Here is a 15,904-nt window from a genome sequence, read left to right on the forward strand (position 1 = left end):
GCCAGCGGGATGCTAGGTCGCCCCTATGACCGCACGGTGACTCCGATGCGTGTTCACGTGGCCGTGCCGAAGCGCTCCGCATAGAGCTGCGCAATCCAGTCGATGAACACCCGCACCCGCGGCGACAGCTGCCGGTGGTGCGGGTACAGCACCGAATAGACCATGGGCGGGCAGGGCGTGTGCGCCAATATCTCGACCAGCGAGCCCTCGTGCAACTGGCGCTCCACGCTGAAGCGCGGCACCTGGATGATTCCGCAGCCCTGCTCGGCGCAGATCTTGTAGAGGTCGGCGTTGTTCACGCTGATCCAGTCCTTGAGCATGTACGTTTCGAGCTTGCCGTCGACCATGAACTCGTACGGAAACACCTCGGGCCGCGAAGCGGAAAAGAAATTGACGCCCAGGTGCCTCGCAAGCTCGGCTGGCTGCGTGGGCGTGCCGTATTCGGCCAGGTAGCCCGGGCTTGCGCAGGTCACCTGCGGCAGCAGCGCCAGGCGGCGGGTAACAAGCGATGAATCCTTGGGTTCGCCCGCGCGCACCACGCAGTCGACGCCCTCCCGCAGCAGGTCCACCAGACGGTCGCCGCTGCCCATGACAAGCTCGATGTGCGGATAGCGCTCGTGAAACTCCCGAATGCGCGGCAGCACGATGGCTTGGGCCGGCGCACCGTGGATGTCGATGCGCAGGCGCCCGCGCGGGTTGACCGCCAGTTCCGACAGCGAAGACTCCGCGTCTTCCAGTTCACGCAGCAGATGGCGGCACCGCTCGTAGAAGGCCTGGCCGTCGACGGTGGTGCGCACCTGCCGCGTGGTGCGCTCCAAGAGCCGCACGTGCAGCCTGGCCTCCAGTTCCTTGATGGCATGCGTGGCCGTGGCACGCGGAATGTCGAGCGCGGCCGCGGCCTGGGTAAAGCTGCCCAGATCGACGATGCGGGTGAACAGCTGCATGGCGTCGAAGCGGTCCATGGGTCTCTTCGATTGTTGAGTCTCCTTGAATTCTATTGGCGAGATTTGCGTATTTATTCGCCCATGCAGAACAGAGAGACTTCCGCTCACCCCTTCGACATTCCAAGGAGCGACCTCATGCAACTGATCTTTCCGCGGCTGCGCGGTGTTTATGACCGGCTCGAGCCGTTGAGTTATGCGCTGCTGCGCATCGCGTTCGGGCTGATGCTCATGACGCACGGCGTTCCCAAGCTGCTTGGCCGCAGCCACGGCAGCATGGCCGACCCGATGGCCGGTTCGGTCAACCTGATTGCCAACGTGCTGCACCTGCCTTTCGCGCCGCTGATCGGGTGGTTCATCGCGCTGCTCGAAGGCGTGGGCGGGCTGATGCTGGCGCTGGGCTTTTTGACGCGCATCGTCGCGCCGATGGTGGTGGTGCAGATGCTGGTCATCTGCTACCTGCTGGCGCCAACCTTCCCCTGGATCGACCGTGGCTACGAATACCCGCTGATGCTGGTCTTCGTTGCGCTTTGCATCGCTGCGCGCGGCGGCGGACCGGTTTCGATCGATGCGCGCCTCGGGCGCGAATTCTGAAGACCAACAAAAAAGAAAAGCCCCATGAACCAACTCCAGCAGAACGCGGCCGGCCCGGTGCCTGCCCTTAATACCCTCAACCGCCGAACATTCATGATGACTACCGCGGCCAGCGCCGGTGCCGCCGCTTCGGCCGCCACTGGCACGGCCGCGGAAAGCGGCAGCGCGGCACCGCCCCCCGGCGCCGGCTCCCGGGAGACCCGGGTCACCATCAACGGCAAGCCCCACCAGCTGAAGCTGGAGCCGCGCGCGTCATTGCTCGACGTGCTGCGCGAGCAGCTCGGCCTTACGGGCGCCAAGAAAGGCTGCGACCACGGCCAGTGCGGCGCCTGCACGGTGCACGTGGATGGCCGCCGCGTCGCCTCATGCCTGACACTGGCCGTGAAGACCGACGGCTGCGCCGTGACCACCATCGAGGGCATCGAGCCGACCGACGGCACGCTGCACCCGATGCAGCAGGCCTTTCTCGACCACGATGCACTGCAGTGCGGCTACTGCACGCCCGGCCAGATCATGGCGGCCATTGCCTGCGTGCGCGAGGGCCACGCCACCAGCGAGGCGCAGATCCGCGAATACATGAGCGGCAACATCTGCCGGTGCGGTGCCTACACCGGCATCGTCGAAGCGATCCGCGAGGCGGCGCCGCAGGTGCTTCGCATGGAGGGCCGCCGTCATGCATGACTTCGCCTACCTTCGCCCGCGCAGCACCGGCGAGGCCGTGCAACTGCTGGCCCGGCACCAGCCCGGCGCGCGCTACTTCGCAGGCGGCACCACGCTGTTCGACCTGATGAAGCTCGGCGTGGAAGCGCCGGCCACCGTGGTCGACATCACCCGCATCGAAGGCCTGCGCGAAGTCGATACGTCGAGCCGCGGCGAACTGCGCATCGGCGCGCTCGCGGCCATGAGCGACGTGGCCGAGAACGCCACGGTGAAGCGCGAATTCCCGGCCCTGTCGGAATCGCTCTGGAAGGCCGCCTCGCAGCAGCTGCGCAACATGGCGACCGTGGGCGGCAACCTGCTGCAGCGCACGCGCTGTGCGTACTTTCGCGGCGGACCCGAATTCGCTTGCAACAAGCGCGTGCCCGGCAGCGGCTGCGCGGCGCTGGGCGGGCAGAACCGCGGCCATGCGGTGCTTGGCGGCAGCGAAGCCTGCGTGGCCGTGTATCCGGGCGACTGGGCGGTTGCGCTGGTGGCCTTCGATGCGCTGGTCGACACCGTGAGCCCGCGTGGCGAACGCACGGTGCCGTTGCGCGAACTGCATCGCGCGCCGGGCACCACGCCGCACCTGGAAACGGTGCTCGCGGCCGACGAACTGATCGTGCGCATTCGCATACCGCGCGGGCCCATCGGCCGCGGCTCCACGTATCACAAGATCCGCGACCGCGAGTCCTACGCCTTTGCGCTTGCATCGGCGGCGGTTGCACTGGAGATCAGGGGCAACCGTGTGGCCGACGCGCGCATTGCGCTCGGCGGGGTGGCCACGCATCCGTGGCGCGCCGCGCAGGCGGAGCGCAGCCTTGTGGGCCAGCCGTTCACGCGGGCCGCCGCGCGGCGTGCCGCCGAGCTTGCCTTCGAGGGCGCCAGGCCGCTCGAGCACAACGCATTCAAGGTGGCGCTCGGCATCGAAACGGTGACCGACGCGCTGATGCTGGCCAGGGAAAGGAACTGAAGATGGCAACCCACCTCAAGACAGCGCCAAGGAACACGCCTCGGGCGGGTGCCGAACGTGTCGACGCGCGCGACAAGGTGCGCGGCGCCACGCGCTATGCGGCGGACGATGCGCGCGCCGGGCTGCTGCACGCCGCGCTGGTGCCTTCGCGCATTGCGCGCGGCACCGTCACCGTCATCGACACCGCCGCGGCGCAGTGCGTGCGCGGCGTTCGGCAGGTGTTCACGCACGAGAACGTCGGCGCTTTCGACACCGGGGGCTTCCTGATGGGCGGCGGTTTCGGCTTTCAGAGCTTCTATCCGCTGCGCTCGCCGCAGGTTGCCTACCGCGGGCAGACCGTGGCGATGGTGGTGGCCGAAACCCTGGAAGCCGCTCGCGAGGCCGCGGCGCTGGTGCAGGTGACCTATTCAGCCGTTCCCTTCGTTGCCGGCATCGATGCGTCCGATGCCCAGCCGCAGGCGCAATCGGCATTGCTGCCGCAGCCGATGTTCGCAGACCGGCGCGCAGGCGATGCGGAGGCCGCGCTCCAGGGCGCTGCATTCACGGTGGACGCGTCTTACGAATTGCCGACCCAGCACCAGAACCCGATGGAGATCATCGCGACCGTGGCCGAGTGGAGCGCAGACGGCGTGCTGACCGTTCGCGAGCCCACCCAGAACGCCGAGGGCGTGCGCCACGGCCTCGCCAAGCAGCTCGGCATCGAGCCCGACAAGGTGCGCGTGCTGTCGCCCACCGTGGGCGGCGGCTTCGGCCAGAAAAACTCGCTGCAGTCGCACACCGCGCTGGTAGCGATGGCGGCGCGCGCACTGGGCCAGCCTGTCAAGCTGGTGCTGTCGCGCAGCCAGCTGTTCCACAACGCGAGCTTCAGGCCCGCGAGCCGCCACCATGTGCGCTTGGGCGCGGACCGCAACGGCAAGCTGACCGCGGCCATTCACGAGATCGACCAGCAGACCTCGCGGCACGACCTGTTTCCGTCGAGCGGCACCGAAATCACATCGCGGCTCTACGGCATCAGCAACTTCCTGGGCCGCGAACGGCTCGTGCGCACCGATGTGCAAACGCCCGGCTACATGCGCGCGCCGTTCGAGCATCCGGCCGCCTTTGCATTCGAAAGCGCGGTCGATGAAATGGCCTACGCGCTGGGCCGCGATCCCGTCGCGTTCCGCCTTGCAAACGATACGGCTGTCGACCCGATCAGCGGCAAGCCTTTTTCCTCGCGCCACCTGGCTGAATGCCTCGTCAAGGGAAGCACCGCCTTCGGCTGGGCGCGCCGCACGATGGCACCCCGCTCGATGCGCGCGGCCGACGGCAGCCTCATCGGGTGGGGCGTGGCGGCCGGTGCCTACAAGGCGGCCATTGCACCGGCCATCGCCAAGGTGCGGTTGAACGCCAACGGCACGGTGAGGGTGGCAGTGGGTGGCCACGAGATGGGGCAGGGCATTCGCACCGCCATTGCGTTGACGGTCTCGCGCACGCTCGGCGCGCCGGTGGCGGCGGTGGAAATTGTGCTGGGCGACACCACCGCCGCGCCGCAGCACCTGACCGCCGGCTCCTGGGGCACGGCCACGGCGTTGCCGCCGGTGCAGGAAGCCGCCCAGCGGCTCATGGAAGACCTGCGACAGAAGGCCGGCGGGCAAGCCGGTGCACAACCGGATGCCAATGGCGCCACGGCGGTAGCGCTGCTGCGTGCCTCCGGCCGCCCCTTTGCCGAGGCCGAAAGCCGAATGCGTGCGCCGGGCCAGCCCGAGCAGGTCTTCGGCCGGCTCACCGGTGGCCTGCCCGCTGCGGCGGGACCGGTATATCCCGACTTCGTCGCCTTCAGTTTCATTGCGCATTTCGTCGAAGTGCGCATCGAACCCACCACGCGCCGCATTCGCGTGCCGCGCGTGCTCAGCGTGGCCGACTGCGGCACCGTGGCCAGCCTGCGCACTGCGCGCAGCCAGGTCGAGGGCGGCGTGGTGTGGGGCATAGGCGCCGCGTTGCGCGAGGCGAGCGAGGTCGATCCGCGCTACGGCGGATTTCTCAACGCCGACCTTGCGGAATACGTGCTGCCTGTTGCGGCGGACATCGGCCGCATCGATGTCGACTTTGTCGGCAAGCCCGACACGCGGCTCAACGCCATGGGCGTAAAGGGCCTGGGCGAAGTGGCCATGGTGGGCGTGGCGCCGGCCATCGTGAATGCGGTGTTCCACGCCACCGGCAAGCGCCTGCGCCGGCTGCCGCTGCGGCTGGAAGACCTGCTGGAGAGCTGAGCTTGGCCGCTACTTGCCCGTGGTGCCGAACGAATTGACATGCACCTCGACGATGTCCACGAACTCGGGCAACTCCAACAGGAACTCGGGGTCGCGTGCCAGCGGAGCCACGCGCAGCGGATCGCCGCGCTGTGCGTGCATGGCGTGCATGTGTTCGATCGATTGCCAGTAAGACACGGTCCGGAATTCGGCGGTGTCGCCGTTCAATTTGCGAAAGTACTGCACGCCCAGGCATTCAGGTTTTTTTGCGATCTCCTGGATGCCGTGCTCGAAGCTGTAGCGCAGGTATTCGTCGGCCCGCGCAATGGGCGTGCGGCCTTGCCACACGCGTCCGATCAAAGGGGTGGCGAGCAGTTTGCATTCGACGGACATGGGTGCTCCTTTTTCTTGAGGGCGACAAAACAAACGGCACCCTGTGTGCCGTCGATGTCGTGAAAAAGACTGGCGCTCGTGCCAGTGCCGGTGCGTAGGAATCCGTCGCCTCCCTCTGCAAGTGAAGGCAAGTGAAGGCTGGGCGCTCAGTTTTCGAAAGCGCCCTGAAGCGTGCGCGCCAGCTCGGCCGCGAGTGCCTCGCGCTGCGGCGCGGGGCGCCAGAAGCCGCGCGTTGCCACGCCCTTCGATTCCCACTCCGGATGGTTGCGCGCCAGCCGTGCGGCGCGAACGGCAGCCGCGGTGGCGCGCGTGGGCGCGTCCTGCGTTGCGCTGGTTTCCGCCGCAATGCGCCCGGTGGCCGCGTGCCCGCGCTGCTCCAGCGCCCGCGTGAGCTTCAGCTGCCATGCCACCACCGCGAACAGCGCGCCGTCTTCGATGGTGAGCTCGTGCACGTCGCGCAGCTTGTTCACCAGCTTGCGCCCGAAAGGGCCCCAGCCCTGCGACACGGCACCGCCGATGGCACCGCCCACCGCAGCGCCCGCGCCGAGCGAAATGCCGGCGACGGCAAGGTCCGCCACCACGCCCACAGCGGCGCCGATGACCGCGCCCTTGCCAAGCCGCAGGCCTGCGTCCTTCATGGCCTCGGGGCTGAAGAAGTCCAGCGTCCAGCGGCCTTCGACGAGCGGCAGCGGCGCTTCGCCGGCATCGTCCTGGCGAAAGCCGTAGAGCGCGAGCAGGTCGTCGGTGCATCGCTGCGCCTTGTCGAAAACGTCTTTCTGCAATGCGGCGACGAGCGCCTTCCGGCGCGCGGTGTCCGCGAATTCTTCGGCCGGCACGCTGCGGCGCAAGGCTGCGGCGTCGACCAGCAGTTCGGCGATGCGCGCGCAGGCCGTGCGCCGCCGCTCGGCGGCTTCGGCGGCCAGCGAATCCACCACGCTGTGCAGCAGCTCGCGCCGGTCGCGCAGCAGTGTCGAAAGATCGGTATAGAGCTCGCGCTCGGCTCCGACGAAGGGCGCGGCGGCGTCGAAACGCACCTGCACGTGGAGGCCATAGGCCGAGAGCAACTCTTTCCAGGCGGGCTCACGGCTTGCCGCATCACGCACGAAGTTGAGCACCGGCAGCACGGGCCGAGCGCAGGAGTTGAGCAGTTCGATCTCGTCCCGAAACTTGGGCAGCACCGGCTCCCGCACATCGATGACGAGAAAGGCCGCATCGATGCCGAGCATGGTGCGAAGCACCTTGGCCTCCTGCTCGAACACGCCGTGCGCCTCGGGGCCCTGCAGAAAATTGCGAATGCGTTCGGGCGGCGTGGCCTGCGGGTCGAGCCCGGCCAGGTGCTCGCGAAGGGCCACCGCATCTTCGAGCCCCGGCGTGTCGAAGAAGCGCACGGCAGCCTGGCCGTTCACTTCGAGGTCGGCCGATTCCACGTGGCGCGTGGTGCCCGGGCGCTGCGACACCTCGCCGAAGTTCGCGCGCCGCGTGAGCGTGCGCAGCAGCGAGGTCTTGCCGGCGTTGGTGTGGCCGACGACGGCAATGAGGATGGCTTGCTGCTGCGTCATGGTGTCGTGCCGAGTTGCTGCAAGGCGTCTTCGAGCCGGTGCGTGGCCGCGACGCGTTGCAGGCCGGTGCCCTGCAGCCAGTCCATCCAGCGTTGAGCCAAGCCGGCGTCAGCCGCGTCTTCCGCCGCATGAGCCGGCCACAGACGGCATTCCCCGCAATGGGCCAGCACATCGCGCAGAAAGCGCTCGGTGCCGCGGTCGGGGCTCGATGCGGCATGGCACACCAGCAGCACCGCACGCGGGCGTGCCAGCGCCAGCTGGTCGAGCAATGCGCGCCGGGCCGGGGCGCTGCCGTCGATCCGCTGCACCTGCGCGGCGGGCAACCCCGCGGGCGGCCATGGCAGGTCGGCAGGCAGCTCGAAACCGATGACGAAGAGCGTGTCCTGCAGTTCCGAAGGCGCGAGGCCGGCAGGTGGCGTGCCGGGCGCGCGGCCGGGGTCGGCATCCACGATGGCCGGCGGCGCAAGTGCGGCGAACCTGGCGATGAGCTTGCGGTAATACGGTTCGCTCCAGTCCGGCTGCAGTGCGGCCTTGCGCCTGTGCCACACCGCTGCGCTCAGCAATACCAGCGCAACGCGCGGCAGCAGCCCGTACACGGCAATGCAGCCCGTGAGCCACATCGCCCATGTGCGCTGGCCCGCGGCACCGGGGGTGGCCGAGAGAATGGTCGCGGCATCGGGAACCGGAAAGCCGAGTTGCGCCGGCGCCCAGCCCAGCGCGTGGACCTCGCGCACAAAAAAGGCGGGATCGAGAATCGTCGTTTCCCAACTCAGCGTGTAGCTGCGGAATGCAAGCGCGAACAGCAGCGCGGCCAGCACCACCGCAAAAGAAAGGGCCCAGATGCCGTGGCTCACGAGCCCGAACGCCCAGGGCAGCAGCCGGGCCCGGCTCAAGAGGCCGGTGGCCGCCCGCAGCAGCACCGGTGCCTGGCCCCGCTTGCCGCCGGCCACGCGCGCGGTGAGCGAAAGCCAGATCCATCCGAGCGAGCTTGTATTGAACGAGCCGAAGGGCAGCCACAGGCCGGCCAGCCACAGCAGCAGCGTGAGCAGGTGAATGCCCAGCAGGCTCACGAGCGCGACGATCACGTTGATGTGCCGTTCGCTGCCGCCGACCACGTTGCCCGCCAGGCCCAGGCCGGCAACGACGACCAGCGCCACCAGGCCAAGCAGCACCCACGGCCCCCATTGCCGGATGCGTGACAGTTCGGATTGAAAGCCGATGCGCTCGCCGAGCTGGAGCGCGCGCGACGTGATGCGCGCATGCGCGTCAGCTGAGCGGGAGGCGGCGGTGCGCATGGCTTGCGCATCGTCGAGTGGACCTTTCTCTTCGGTCCATCGGATCGCCTCGGTGATGACCGCGTCCGGAAAAGCAGATTCGCGCAACGCGGTGTTGGTCAACAGGGTCCCTTCGCAAGTGGCGTTCCGCGATGGCGGAAGGCGCGCAAATTATGCCCGGCGCGCCGCGAAGGACTCTATGCGAACGACTGGAAGAGCGACCGCGAGCGATCCCGTTCGTGGAACACCGCGGAACCGGCGTTGCCGGGCCGCAGGTGTTGCCCCCGGCGAGGGGGAGGGAGAAGCGACGCGAAGCGCGCGAAGCCTGGGGAGGGGCTGGTTCTAGCGAAGGCCGAAGAACGAAAGCACGGCCACTACAACCACGACCAGACCGACGATGTAGATGATTGAATTCACGCGAGGACTCCTCGTTGTTGACGACAGCTTCAGCATCGCGCCAGAGGGGGCTGGTTACTGTCGGCGAGGGGCGGCCTGTGCTGTAGGACTCGCCAAGACCCGGGCGAGCGCATGCGCCCCGCCAGCGCAGCCTCAGGCCGCGGGCTTGCGGCGCGGCTCGGGGCCCAGCGCCTGCTCGAGCAGCCAGCGCATTGCCGAATGGATTTCTTGCGCGTCGGCGCCTGCATCCAACTCGAGTGCGGCCCGGTCGAAGGCTGCGGAGAGCAGCCGGGAGAGGGCGTCGAGCGAGACTTCTCCCTTGCCCAGGCCGGCTTTTTCCAGCCCCTGGCGCAGCGAGCCGGCCGAGGTCGCTTCGTCGATGGCCGTGAGTTCTTCCAGGCCCAGCACGGCGGGGCCTTCGATGAGCAGCAGCCGCGTTCGGCCCGGCACGCTCATCGCACTCAGGTAGGCCTTGCTTCCTTCCAACAGGGCGTCGCGCGGCGTCATCTGCCCTGGCGTGGCCGCTTCGATGTCGGCGGCCACGGCTTCGGCTTCGCGCACCAGCACCTGCCTGAACAGGTCGCGCTTGTCCGCGAAGTGGTGATAAAGCGCGCCACGGGTGATACCGGCGGCAACAGCGATCTCGGGCGTCGAGGTGTCCCCGTAGCCCTTGCTGACGAACAGTGCGCGCGCAGCGTCGATGAGCGCAAGGCGCGTGGCTTCCGTGCGTTCGCGATTGGTTCTGGATTGATGAGCGTCGGCGAGTGATTTAGGCATTTACATACAGGCTGTCTGTAGATTAATATTCAACTTACATGCAGGCTGTATGTTAATTGAAAGGATGGACGCCATGAAAGTGACAAGCTACTACCCGGTGATCATGACCAACGACGTGGCCGGAACCGCCGGCTTTTACCAGGCGCATTTCGGCTTCACGCCGCTGTTCATAAGCGAGTGGTACGTGCACCTGCAGCTGGCAGAACATCCATCGGTGAACCTTGCCGTGCTCGACGGCCGGCACGAGACCATTCCCGCACCCGCGCGCGGCCAAGTGGCGGGCGGGCTGCTGCTCAACTTCGAGGTGGACGACCCCGACGCCGTTCACGACCGGCTCGCCGCGGCCGGCCTGCCGGTTCTTCTGCCGCTGCGCGACGAGGACTTCGGCCAGCGCCACTTCATTACCAGCGACCCGAACGGCGTGCTGATCGACATCGTCAAGCCGATTCCGCCGAGCGCCGAGTTCGCGGCGCAATACGAGGCCGGCGCGTTGCCCACCTGAAGCCGGCTACGCCCGCAGCGCTTCGCCTTCGTCTTCTTCGAGCGAATCGCCCAGGAAGCCGCCACTCTGGTGCGCCCACAGCCGCGCGTACAGCCCGCCTTGCGCCATGAGCGAGCGGTGGTCGCCTTCTTCCACCACGCGGCCTTCGTCGAGCACGATGAGCCGGTCCATCGCCGCAATGGTCGAGAGGCGGTGCGCAATGGCAATCACGGTCTTGCCTTCCATCAGCCTGTACAGGCTCTGCTGGATGGCTGTTTCCACCTCGGAGTCGAGCGCGCTGGTGGCCTCGTCGAGCAGCAGGATCGGCGCGTCCTTCAGCATCACCCGCGCAATGGCCACGCGCTGGCGCTGCCCGCCCGACAGCTTCACGCCGCGTTCGCCCACGTGCGCCTCGTAGCCGCGCCGGCCGGTGGCGTCGCCCAGCGTCTGGATGAATTCGTGCGCTTCGGCACGCTTGGCGGCGGCCTCGATCTGCTCCTGCGTGGCGTCGGGCCGGCCATAGGCGATGTTGTCGGCGACCGAACGGTGCATGAGCGACGTGTCTTGCGTGACCATGCCGATGTGGCTGCGCAGCGAATCCTGCGTCACCTGGGCAATGTCCTGCCCGTCGATCAGGATGCGGCCGCTTTCCAGGTCATGAAAGCGCAGCAGCAGGTTGACCAGCGTCGACTTGCCTGCGCCCGAGCGGCCGACCAGCCCGATCTTTTCGCCCGGCTTCACAACCAGGTTCAGGTCGTCGATGACGCGGCGGCCCGCATCCGCATAGCGGAAGCTCGCATGCTCGAAGCGCACCTCGCCGCGCGGCACATGGAGCACGCCGGCATCGGGTGCGTCCAGCACGATGCGTGGGCGCGACAGCGTCTTCATGCCGTCCTGCACGGTGCCGATGTTCTCGAACAGGCTGGTCATCTCCCACATGATCCAGTGCGACATGCCTTGCAGGCGCAGTGCCATGGCGGTGGCCGCGGCCACGGCACCCACGCCCACGGTGCCGTTCGACCACAGCCACAGCGCCGTGCCGGCCATGCCGGCGGTCAGGCCCATGCTGAGCGTGTGGTTGACGATTTCGAAGGCGCTCACCAGCCGCATCTGCCCATAGCCCGTGTACATGAACTCGCGCATGGCTTCGCGCGCAAAGCCGGCCTCGCGCTGCGTGTGCGAGAACAGCTTGACGGTGGCGATGTTGGTGTAGGCGTCGGTCACGCGGCCGGTCATCAGCGCCCGCGCATCGGCCTGCGCCTTGCCCACCTTGCCCAGGCGCGGCACAAAGTACATCAGCGACACCGCATACAGAACCAGCCAGACGATGAACGGCAGCACCAGCTGCACGTCGAGCACGCTCACCAGCACGATGATGGTCACCACGTACACGCCCATGGCCACCACCACGTCGGCCAGCACAAAGAGGGTGTCGCGCACCGCGAGCGCGGTCTGCATCACCTTGGCCGTGATGCGGCCCGCAAATTCGTCCTGGTAGAAGGCCATGCTCTGGCCCAGCATCAGCCGGTGAAAGTTCCAGCGCAGGCGCATCGGCAGGTTCACCGCCAGCGTCTGGTGCTTGACGATGGTTTGCAGCGCGACCACGCCGATGCTGATGACCAGCAGCGCGGCCAGCCACATCAGCGTGTCGCCGCGGTCTGCCCACAGCCGCGAAGGCACCTGGCCGCCGAGCCAGTCGACCACGCGCCCGAGCACGGCGAACAGCAGCGCCTCGAAGGTGGAAATGGCCGCGGTGAGCACCGCCATGGCGGCCATCTTGAGACGCAGGCCCTGCGTGCAGGCCCACAAGAAGGCGAAGAAGCCCGTGGGGGGAAGCGCCGGTTCGGCAGCGGGATAGGGGTGGAGGAGTTTTTCGAAAAAACGAAACAAGGCGTGCAGTCTCCAGGGAGAAGCTGCGACTTTATCCCGGGCGGCGTGTCCTTGCCCCGAAAGGGTGCGTTACGACGTTGCGCTCTGCAGTGCCGGTGTCATTCGCCCAGAACACAGAACCAGTGCCAGCGCACCACGCGGTGCCCGCAGTAGCGGCCGACGACGCGCGCCGCCAGTTCCTGGTTGGCATACATGTCCGCACGCCTGTCGACCCAAAGCATGGCCTCGTAGAGGTCGTCCGAGTCGCCGGTCGAGTCGAACTTGTCCAGCAGCGCATTGGCGAGCGCCCAGTTCGAAAATTCGTCGCCGCTCGCCGCCTGGTTACGCAGCAGGTCGAGTCTGGACTGCGCCGCGGCACTGAACGGGGCTGCCGCGGCTGCAGGTGCCGGTTCGGTCGGTGGCGTGACGCCGACGGCCGGGCTGTTCATCGCAAAGGTCAGGAGAGCGCCGGAGACCACCGCCCCTGTAGCGAAGGACCCGATGAGCTGCGACCGCTTCGAGAGCCGAAGCATGATTGCGCCTTTTGCTGCGGACAGGCGTCGAACGGTGCGGTCGAACATGGCAAACCCTCTTGTTGTAGATATTGGTGCGCGAGCGTAGGCGTCCATCGCAGCCGCCGCGTCATCGGAAGCGATGACGCGGCGGCATACATCGTTCGCGTCAGGCCGTTCGTCCGAGGCCGCTCAATCCGCCAGGCGCGTCTGGTGCCGCGTCGGAGGTGTCGAGTGGTGCAGCAGGCGCAGCAGGTCCCCTTGCCTGGACGTGCCGGTCTTGGAATAGATCCTCTGCAGGTGGGTGCGAATGGTCGGTTCGCCCACGCCCAGCATGCCGGCGGCCTCGGTGCCGCCGAGGCCTTGCGACAGCGCCATGAGCACGCGCAGTTCGCCGCCGGTGAGCCCGTGCAGCCGTCCGAATGCCTCCCCTGGCATCAGCGGCGGCTGCACGGGGTCTTGCATGAACACGGCCACACTCGCCGCGAATGGTGCGAGGACGCCGGCGCGCCGGCCATCGGCAATGGGCAGCAAGGTGGCGACGTAGCCCCCGCCGGTTCCATCGGGGATTCCGATCGCATGATCCATGGCGTGCATGTCGGCACCCTCGCGGCCTGAATCCTGGATCGCCTGCGTCAACGCGGCACGAGCCGCCGGATACACCGGGGACAACCGGTTGTCGACCAATCGCATTGCCGTGCCCGACCTGACCTGTCGCTCCGCGGCGGTGTTCATGTACACGACGTGGCCGTCGCGCGCCGCCAGGAACACGCCGGCCGCCAGTCCGTCGAGGGTCTTCTTCAGCACCTCGGAATTCATCACCTGGATGTCCAGCGCATCGGAAATCGCCAGGGCACGGCAGACATGCGGCGCAAGGAGCTTGAACAGGGCAAGGTCGCTCTGCTGGTAGTGCAGCGACTTGTCGCTGCGCGACGCGTGCAGGGACGCCATGCGCCCGCCGGTGCGCAGCGCCGGAAACCACATGATGTCGAGCACGCCGTGCGGCTGCAGCACCTCGCGGTAGAAGCAGCTGTCATGCAGATGGAAACGCTCCATCGACAGCGCGCTCACTTCCCCAGGTTCGAGAGGACGTCCGCCGCGGCCATCGGGCTCTCGGCGTACCTGGCGCCGAGCTTCTGCAGAAATTCCGGCTCATAGCCGAAGACGTACAACTGGTCGTTCTGTGTCTGCTTCAGGTCGTGCATGCAGATGCCGCCCGCAGCGCTGTCACAACGCTGCGCGATCATTTCGCATGTTGCAGCCCACCGCTGCGGATCGAGGGAGCAGTCGTAGATCGCACCGATCAGCTCCGACAGCTCGGCGGCGGGAATCTGTTCCGGGGCTGTCATTGCACAGGGTACCTACACCACGCCCGCACCAGGGGCACAAGGTCCGTCAAATGCCATACGATGCGGGGCCGATTCATCGACGAATCGTAGGCAGGCGGGCTGCGTCGCGTAATAACCTAAACAGGTGATCAATTGAACGCAGGAGTTGAGCCCGCCGCACAGCCTTCGATGCCCGATTGCACCGAGCAGATCTACGCGCTGTGGGACAAGCTCGCGAACTACCCCATCGGCGACGGCGATGAAGCGCTGGAGCACCTGCTCGGCAGCCTGTGTTCGATCTTCGGCGCGCACAACGCGCTTTGGTCAGTGGTCGTGCGGCTGCCAAGCCCCGCGGTGGGCGATGCGCTGAACGGCTGGCGTCCGCTGTACGTCCGGCTCCTGCGGCCCTTGCCGACGATGGCCGCCTCGGTCCAGGAGCAGTTCGACACCTTGTGGTCGCCGTCTATCGACCTCTCGCAGATCCTTGCGGTGGCCGGCGAGGAACCGTTCCGCGCACAGTTGCTGTTTGAAGCGCTGCCTCCCGAGTGGTTCGACGGCCCCCACTACCAGCGCCACTACCTGGACGTCGGGCACGCGGACAGCATGTCGATGCGCTGCGCGATCAACGCCGATGTGCGGGTGCATCTTTTCATTTTCCGGAGCACGGAAACTCCCCGGTTCTCATCGGCGGACAAGAAGCCTTTCGGCCTGGCGCTTCGCGGGCTGCGGTGGTTCTATCGCCAGCAATTGCTCAGCCACGGGCTCCTCATCGCGAACGCGCCGCTCACCGCAACGGAGCGCAAGGTTTTGCTGGGGCTGCTCGAGGGAAGGGCGGAGAAAGTGATCGCAGCCAATCTGGGCCAAAGCCCGAATACGACGCACATCCACGTGAAGTCGATCTATGCCAAGTTCGGCGTGCATAACCGGGCGGCTCTGACATCCCTCTGGCTCGGGCGCCTGCCCGAAGCCCGCTGATCCACATAGATCGATAGCTGCAGCTAAAGTCGATGCAACGCTTTCAAGGAGCATCGGCTTGACCCACGACGACAACACCTCCCGCCTGCCCACGTACTTCATCTCGCATGGCGGCGGTCCCTGGCCCTGGATGAAGAAAGAAATGGGCGGCATCTACGACCGGCTGGCCGCCTCGCTGGCCGACATGCCGCGCCAGATCGGCCGCACGCCCGGCGCCATCCTCATGGTGTCGGCCCACTGGGAGGCGCCGGTCTTCACCGTGCAGGGCAACCCGCGCCCGCCGATGATCTACGACTACGGCGGCTTTCCCGCGCACACTTATGAAGTGCGCTACGACGCACCGGGCTCGCCCGAACTGGCAAAGCGCGTGCAGTCGCTGCTGGCCGCGGCAGGGCTGCCTGCGGCCGTCGACCCCGAGCGCGGTTTCGACCACGGCATGTTCTCGCCCATGAAGGCGATGTACCCCGACGCCAACGTGCCTGTGGTGCAACTGTCGCTCAAGCGCGGGCTCGACCCGGCGGAGCACCTGGCACTCGGCCGCGCGCTCGCACCCTTGCGGGGTGAAAACGTGCTCATCGTGGGCAGCGGCCTGAGCTATCACAACCTGCGCAACTTCGGCCCGCAGGCGCACGGCGTGTCCAAGGCGTTCGGCGACTGGCTCGACGACACTGCCGTGCAGTCCGCACCGCAGGAGCGCGCGCAGCGGCTGCAGGAATGGGCCTCGGCCCCCTCGGCGCGCATGGCGCATCCGCGCGAGGAGCACCTGATCCCGCTGATGGTGGCGGTCGGCGCGGCCGAGCAGGAGCCGGGTGAACGTGTCTATCACGAGGACGCCTTCATGGGCGGGCTCGTGGTGTCGAGCTACCGCTTCGGCGCCAGCGCCAGCTGAAAAAACGGACAGTTGG

Annotated in this window: 16 protein-coding genes; 7 read left to right on the plus strand and 9 right to left on the minus strand. The window is 67.3% G+C overall.

The window, feature by feature from the left end; genetic code table 11:
• Positions 1–53 precede the first annotated feature (53 nt).
• A complete protein-coding gene (locus V9K97_RS09725) occupies positions 54–962 on the minus strand; it encodes a LysR family transcriptional regulator (RefSeq protein WP_337317729.1) in 909 nt (302 codons plus the stop codon).
• A gap of 117 nt (positions 963–1,079) precedes the next feature.
• On the opposite strand from V9K97_RS09725, the gene V9K97_RS09730 reads away from it, so the two are divergent.
• Genes V9K97_RS09730 through V9K97_RS09745 form a run of 4 tightly spaced genes read left to right on the plus strand, consistent with a single transcriptional unit; the run spans position 1,080 to position 5,456 of the window.
• The gene (locus V9K97_RS09730; protein WP_337317731.1) at positions 1,080–1,535 is read left to right on the plus strand and encodes a DoxX family protein; all 456 of its coding nucleotides are present in this window, start codon (positions 1,080–1,082) and stop codon (positions 1,533–1,535) included.
• 24 nt (positions 1,536–1,559) lie between these two features.
• Positions 1,560–2,216 (plus strand): (2Fe-2S)-binding protein, encoded by a 657-nt coding sequence (locus V9K97_RS09735; RefSeq protein ID WP_337317732.1) that lies wholly within the window; start codon positions 1,560–1,562, stop codon positions 2,214–2,216.
• Positions 2,209–3,204: an FAD binding domain-containing protein gene (locus V9K97_RS09740; RefSeq protein ID WP_337317734.1), complete on the plus strand. Its 996-nt coding sequence runs from the start codon at positions 2,209–2,211 to the stop codon at positions 3,202–3,204. The genes V9K97_RS09735 and V9K97_RS09740 overlap by 8 nt, the downstream gene beginning before the upstream one ends.
• A gap of 2 nt (positions 3,205–3,206) precedes the next feature.
• The gene (locus V9K97_RS09745) at positions 3,207–5,456 is read left to right on the plus strand and encodes a xanthine dehydrogenase family protein molybdopterin-binding subunit (RefSeq protein ID WP_337317735.1); all 2,250 of its coding nucleotides are present in this window, start codon (positions 3,207–3,209) and stop codon (positions 5,454–5,456) included.
• 9 nt (positions 5,457–5,465) lie between these two features.
• On the opposite strand, the gene V9K97_RS09750 is transcribed toward V9K97_RS09745, so the two are convergent.
• The 4 genes from V9K97_RS09750 to V9K97_RS09765 form a co-directional block, all read right to left on the minus strand.
• The gene (locus V9K97_RS09750; protein ID WP_126746857.1) at positions 5,466–5,828 is read right to left on the minus strand and encodes a hypothetical protein; all 363 of its coding nucleotides are present in this window, start codon (positions 5,826–5,828) and stop codon (positions 5,466–5,468) included.
• 146 nt (positions 5,829–5,974) lie between these two features.
• Complete coding sequence (locus V9K97_RS09755) at positions 5,975–7,387, minus strand: GTPase/DUF3482 domain-containing protein (RefSeq protein ID WP_337317737.1); 1,413 nt, start codon at positions 7,385–7,387, stop codon at positions 5,975–5,977.
• A complete protein-coding gene (locus V9K97_RS09760) occupies positions 7,384–8,784 on the minus strand; it encodes a DUF2868 domain-containing protein (RefSeq protein WP_337317738.1) in 1,401 nt (466 codons plus the stop codon). The genes V9K97_RS09755 and V9K97_RS09760 overlap by 4 nt, the downstream gene beginning before the upstream one ends.
• A 426-nt stretch (positions 8,785–9,210) precedes the next feature.
• The gene (locus V9K97_RS09765) at positions 9,211–9,834 is read right to left on the minus strand and encodes a TetR/AcrR family transcriptional regulator (protein ID WP_337317740.1); all 624 of its coding nucleotides are present in this window, start codon (positions 9,832–9,834) and stop codon (positions 9,211–9,213) included.
• 73 nt (positions 9,835–9,907) lie between these two features.
• Here V9K97_RS09765 and V9K97_RS09770 point away from each other — a divergent pair, with 73 nt between their 5' ends.
• Complete coding sequence (locus tag V9K97_RS09770) at positions 9,908–10,336, plus strand: VOC family protein (protein WP_337317742.1); 429 nt, start codon at positions 9,908–9,910, stop codon at positions 10,334–10,336.
• Positions 10,337–10,342: 6 nt separating this feature from the next.
• Here V9K97_RS09770 and V9K97_RS09775 read toward each other — a convergent pair whose 3' ends face one another.
• The 4 genes from V9K97_RS09775 to V9K97_RS09790 all read right to left on the minus strand — a co-directional run bounded on the left by V9K97_RS09775 (position 10,343) and on the right by V9K97_RS09790 (position 14,045).
• Positions 10,343–12,205, minus strand: a complete 1,863-nt coding sequence (locus tag V9K97_RS09775; protein ID WP_337317744.1) for an ABC transporter ATP-binding protein — start codon at positions 12,203–12,205, stop codon at positions 10,343–10,345.
• A gap of 98 nt (positions 12,206–12,303) precedes the next feature.
• Complete coding sequence (locus V9K97_RS09780) at positions 12,304–12,765, minus strand: hypothetical protein (RefSeq protein ID WP_337317745.1); 462 nt, start codon at positions 12,763–12,765, stop codon at positions 12,304–12,306.
• Between the two features lie 123 nt (positions 12,766–12,888).
• Positions 12,889–13,767, minus strand: a complete 879-nt coding sequence (locus V9K97_RS09785; RefSeq protein ID WP_337317747.1) for a helix-turn-helix transcriptional regulator — start codon at positions 13,765–13,767, stop codon at positions 12,889–12,891.
• Positions 13,764–14,045, minus strand: a complete 282-nt coding sequence (locus tag V9K97_RS09790) for a hypothetical protein (RefSeq protein WP_337317749.1) — start codon at positions 14,043–14,045, stop codon at positions 13,764–13,766. The genes V9K97_RS09785 and V9K97_RS09790 overlap by 4 nt, the downstream gene beginning before the upstream one ends.
• A 168-nt stretch (positions 14,046–14,213) precedes the next feature.
• Between V9K97_RS09790 and V9K97_RS09795 the strand changes: the two genes are divergently transcribed.
• Positions 14,214–14,999, plus strand: a complete 786-nt coding sequence (locus V9K97_RS09795) for a helix-turn-helix transcriptional regulator (protein WP_337317750.1) — start codon at positions 14,214–14,216, stop codon at positions 14,997–14,999.
• Positions 15,000–15,057: 58 nt separating this feature from the next.
• Positions 15,058–15,888: a DODA-type extradiol aromatic ring-opening family dioxygenase gene (locus tag V9K97_RS09800; protein WP_337317752.1), complete on the plus strand. Its 831-nt coding sequence runs from the start codon at positions 15,058–15,060 to the stop codon at positions 15,886–15,888.
• Positions 15,889–15,904: the final 16 nt, after the last annotated feature.

Source organism: Variovorax sp. CCNWLW186 (genome assembly GCF_037203865.1).
In the GTDB taxonomy this organism is placed as follows: Bacteria; Pseudomonadota; Gammaproteobacteria; order Burkholderiales; family Burkholderiaceae_C; genus Variovorax.

Coding starts and splice junctions, on each gene's coding strand:
- V9K97_RS09725 (WP_337317729.1), bottom strand. CDS start 962: ATGGACCGCTTCGACGCCATGCAGCTGTTCACCCGCATCGTCGATCTG.
- V9K97_RS09730 (WP_337317731.1), top strand. CDS start 1,080: ATGCAACTGATCTTTCCGCGGCTGCGCGGTGTTTATGACCGGCTCGAG.
- V9K97_RS09735 (WP_337317732.1), top strand. CDS start 1,560: ATGAACCAACTCCAGCAGAACGCGGCCGGCCCGGTGCCTGCCCTTAAT.
- V9K97_RS09740 (WP_337317734.1), top strand. CDS start 2,209: ATGCATGACTTCGCCTACCTTCGCCCGCGCAGCACCGGCGAGGCCGTG.
- V9K97_RS09745 (WP_337317735.1), top strand. CDS start 3,207: ATGGCAACCCACCTCAAGACAGCGCCAAGGAACACGCCTCGGGCGGGT.
- V9K97_RS09750 (WP_126746857.1), bottom strand. CDS start 5,828: ATGTCCGTCGAATGCAAACTGCTCGCCACCCCTTTGATCGGACGCGTG.
- V9K97_RS09755 (WP_337317737.1), bottom strand. CDS start 7,387: ATGACGCAGCAGCAAGCCATCCTCATTGCCGTCGTCGGCCACACCAAC.
- V9K97_RS09765 (WP_337317740.1), bottom strand. CDS start 9,834: ATGCCTAAATCACTCGCCGACGCTCATCAATCCAGAACCAATCGCGAA.
- V9K97_RS09770 (WP_337317742.1), top strand. CDS start 9,908: ATGAAAGTGACAAGCTACTACCCGGTGATCATGACCAACGACGTGGCC.
- V9K97_RS09780 (WP_337317745.1), bottom strand. CDS start 12,765: ATGTTCGACCGCACCGTTCGACGCCTGTCCGCAGCAAAAGGCGCAATC.
- V9K97_RS09790 (WP_337317749.1), bottom strand. CDS start 14,045: ATGACAGCCCCGGAACAGATTCCCGCCGCCGAGCTGTCGGAGCTGATC.
- V9K97_RS09795 (WP_337317750.1), top strand. CDS start 14,214: ATGCCCGATTGCACCGAGCAGATCTACGCGCTGTGGGACAAGCTCGCG.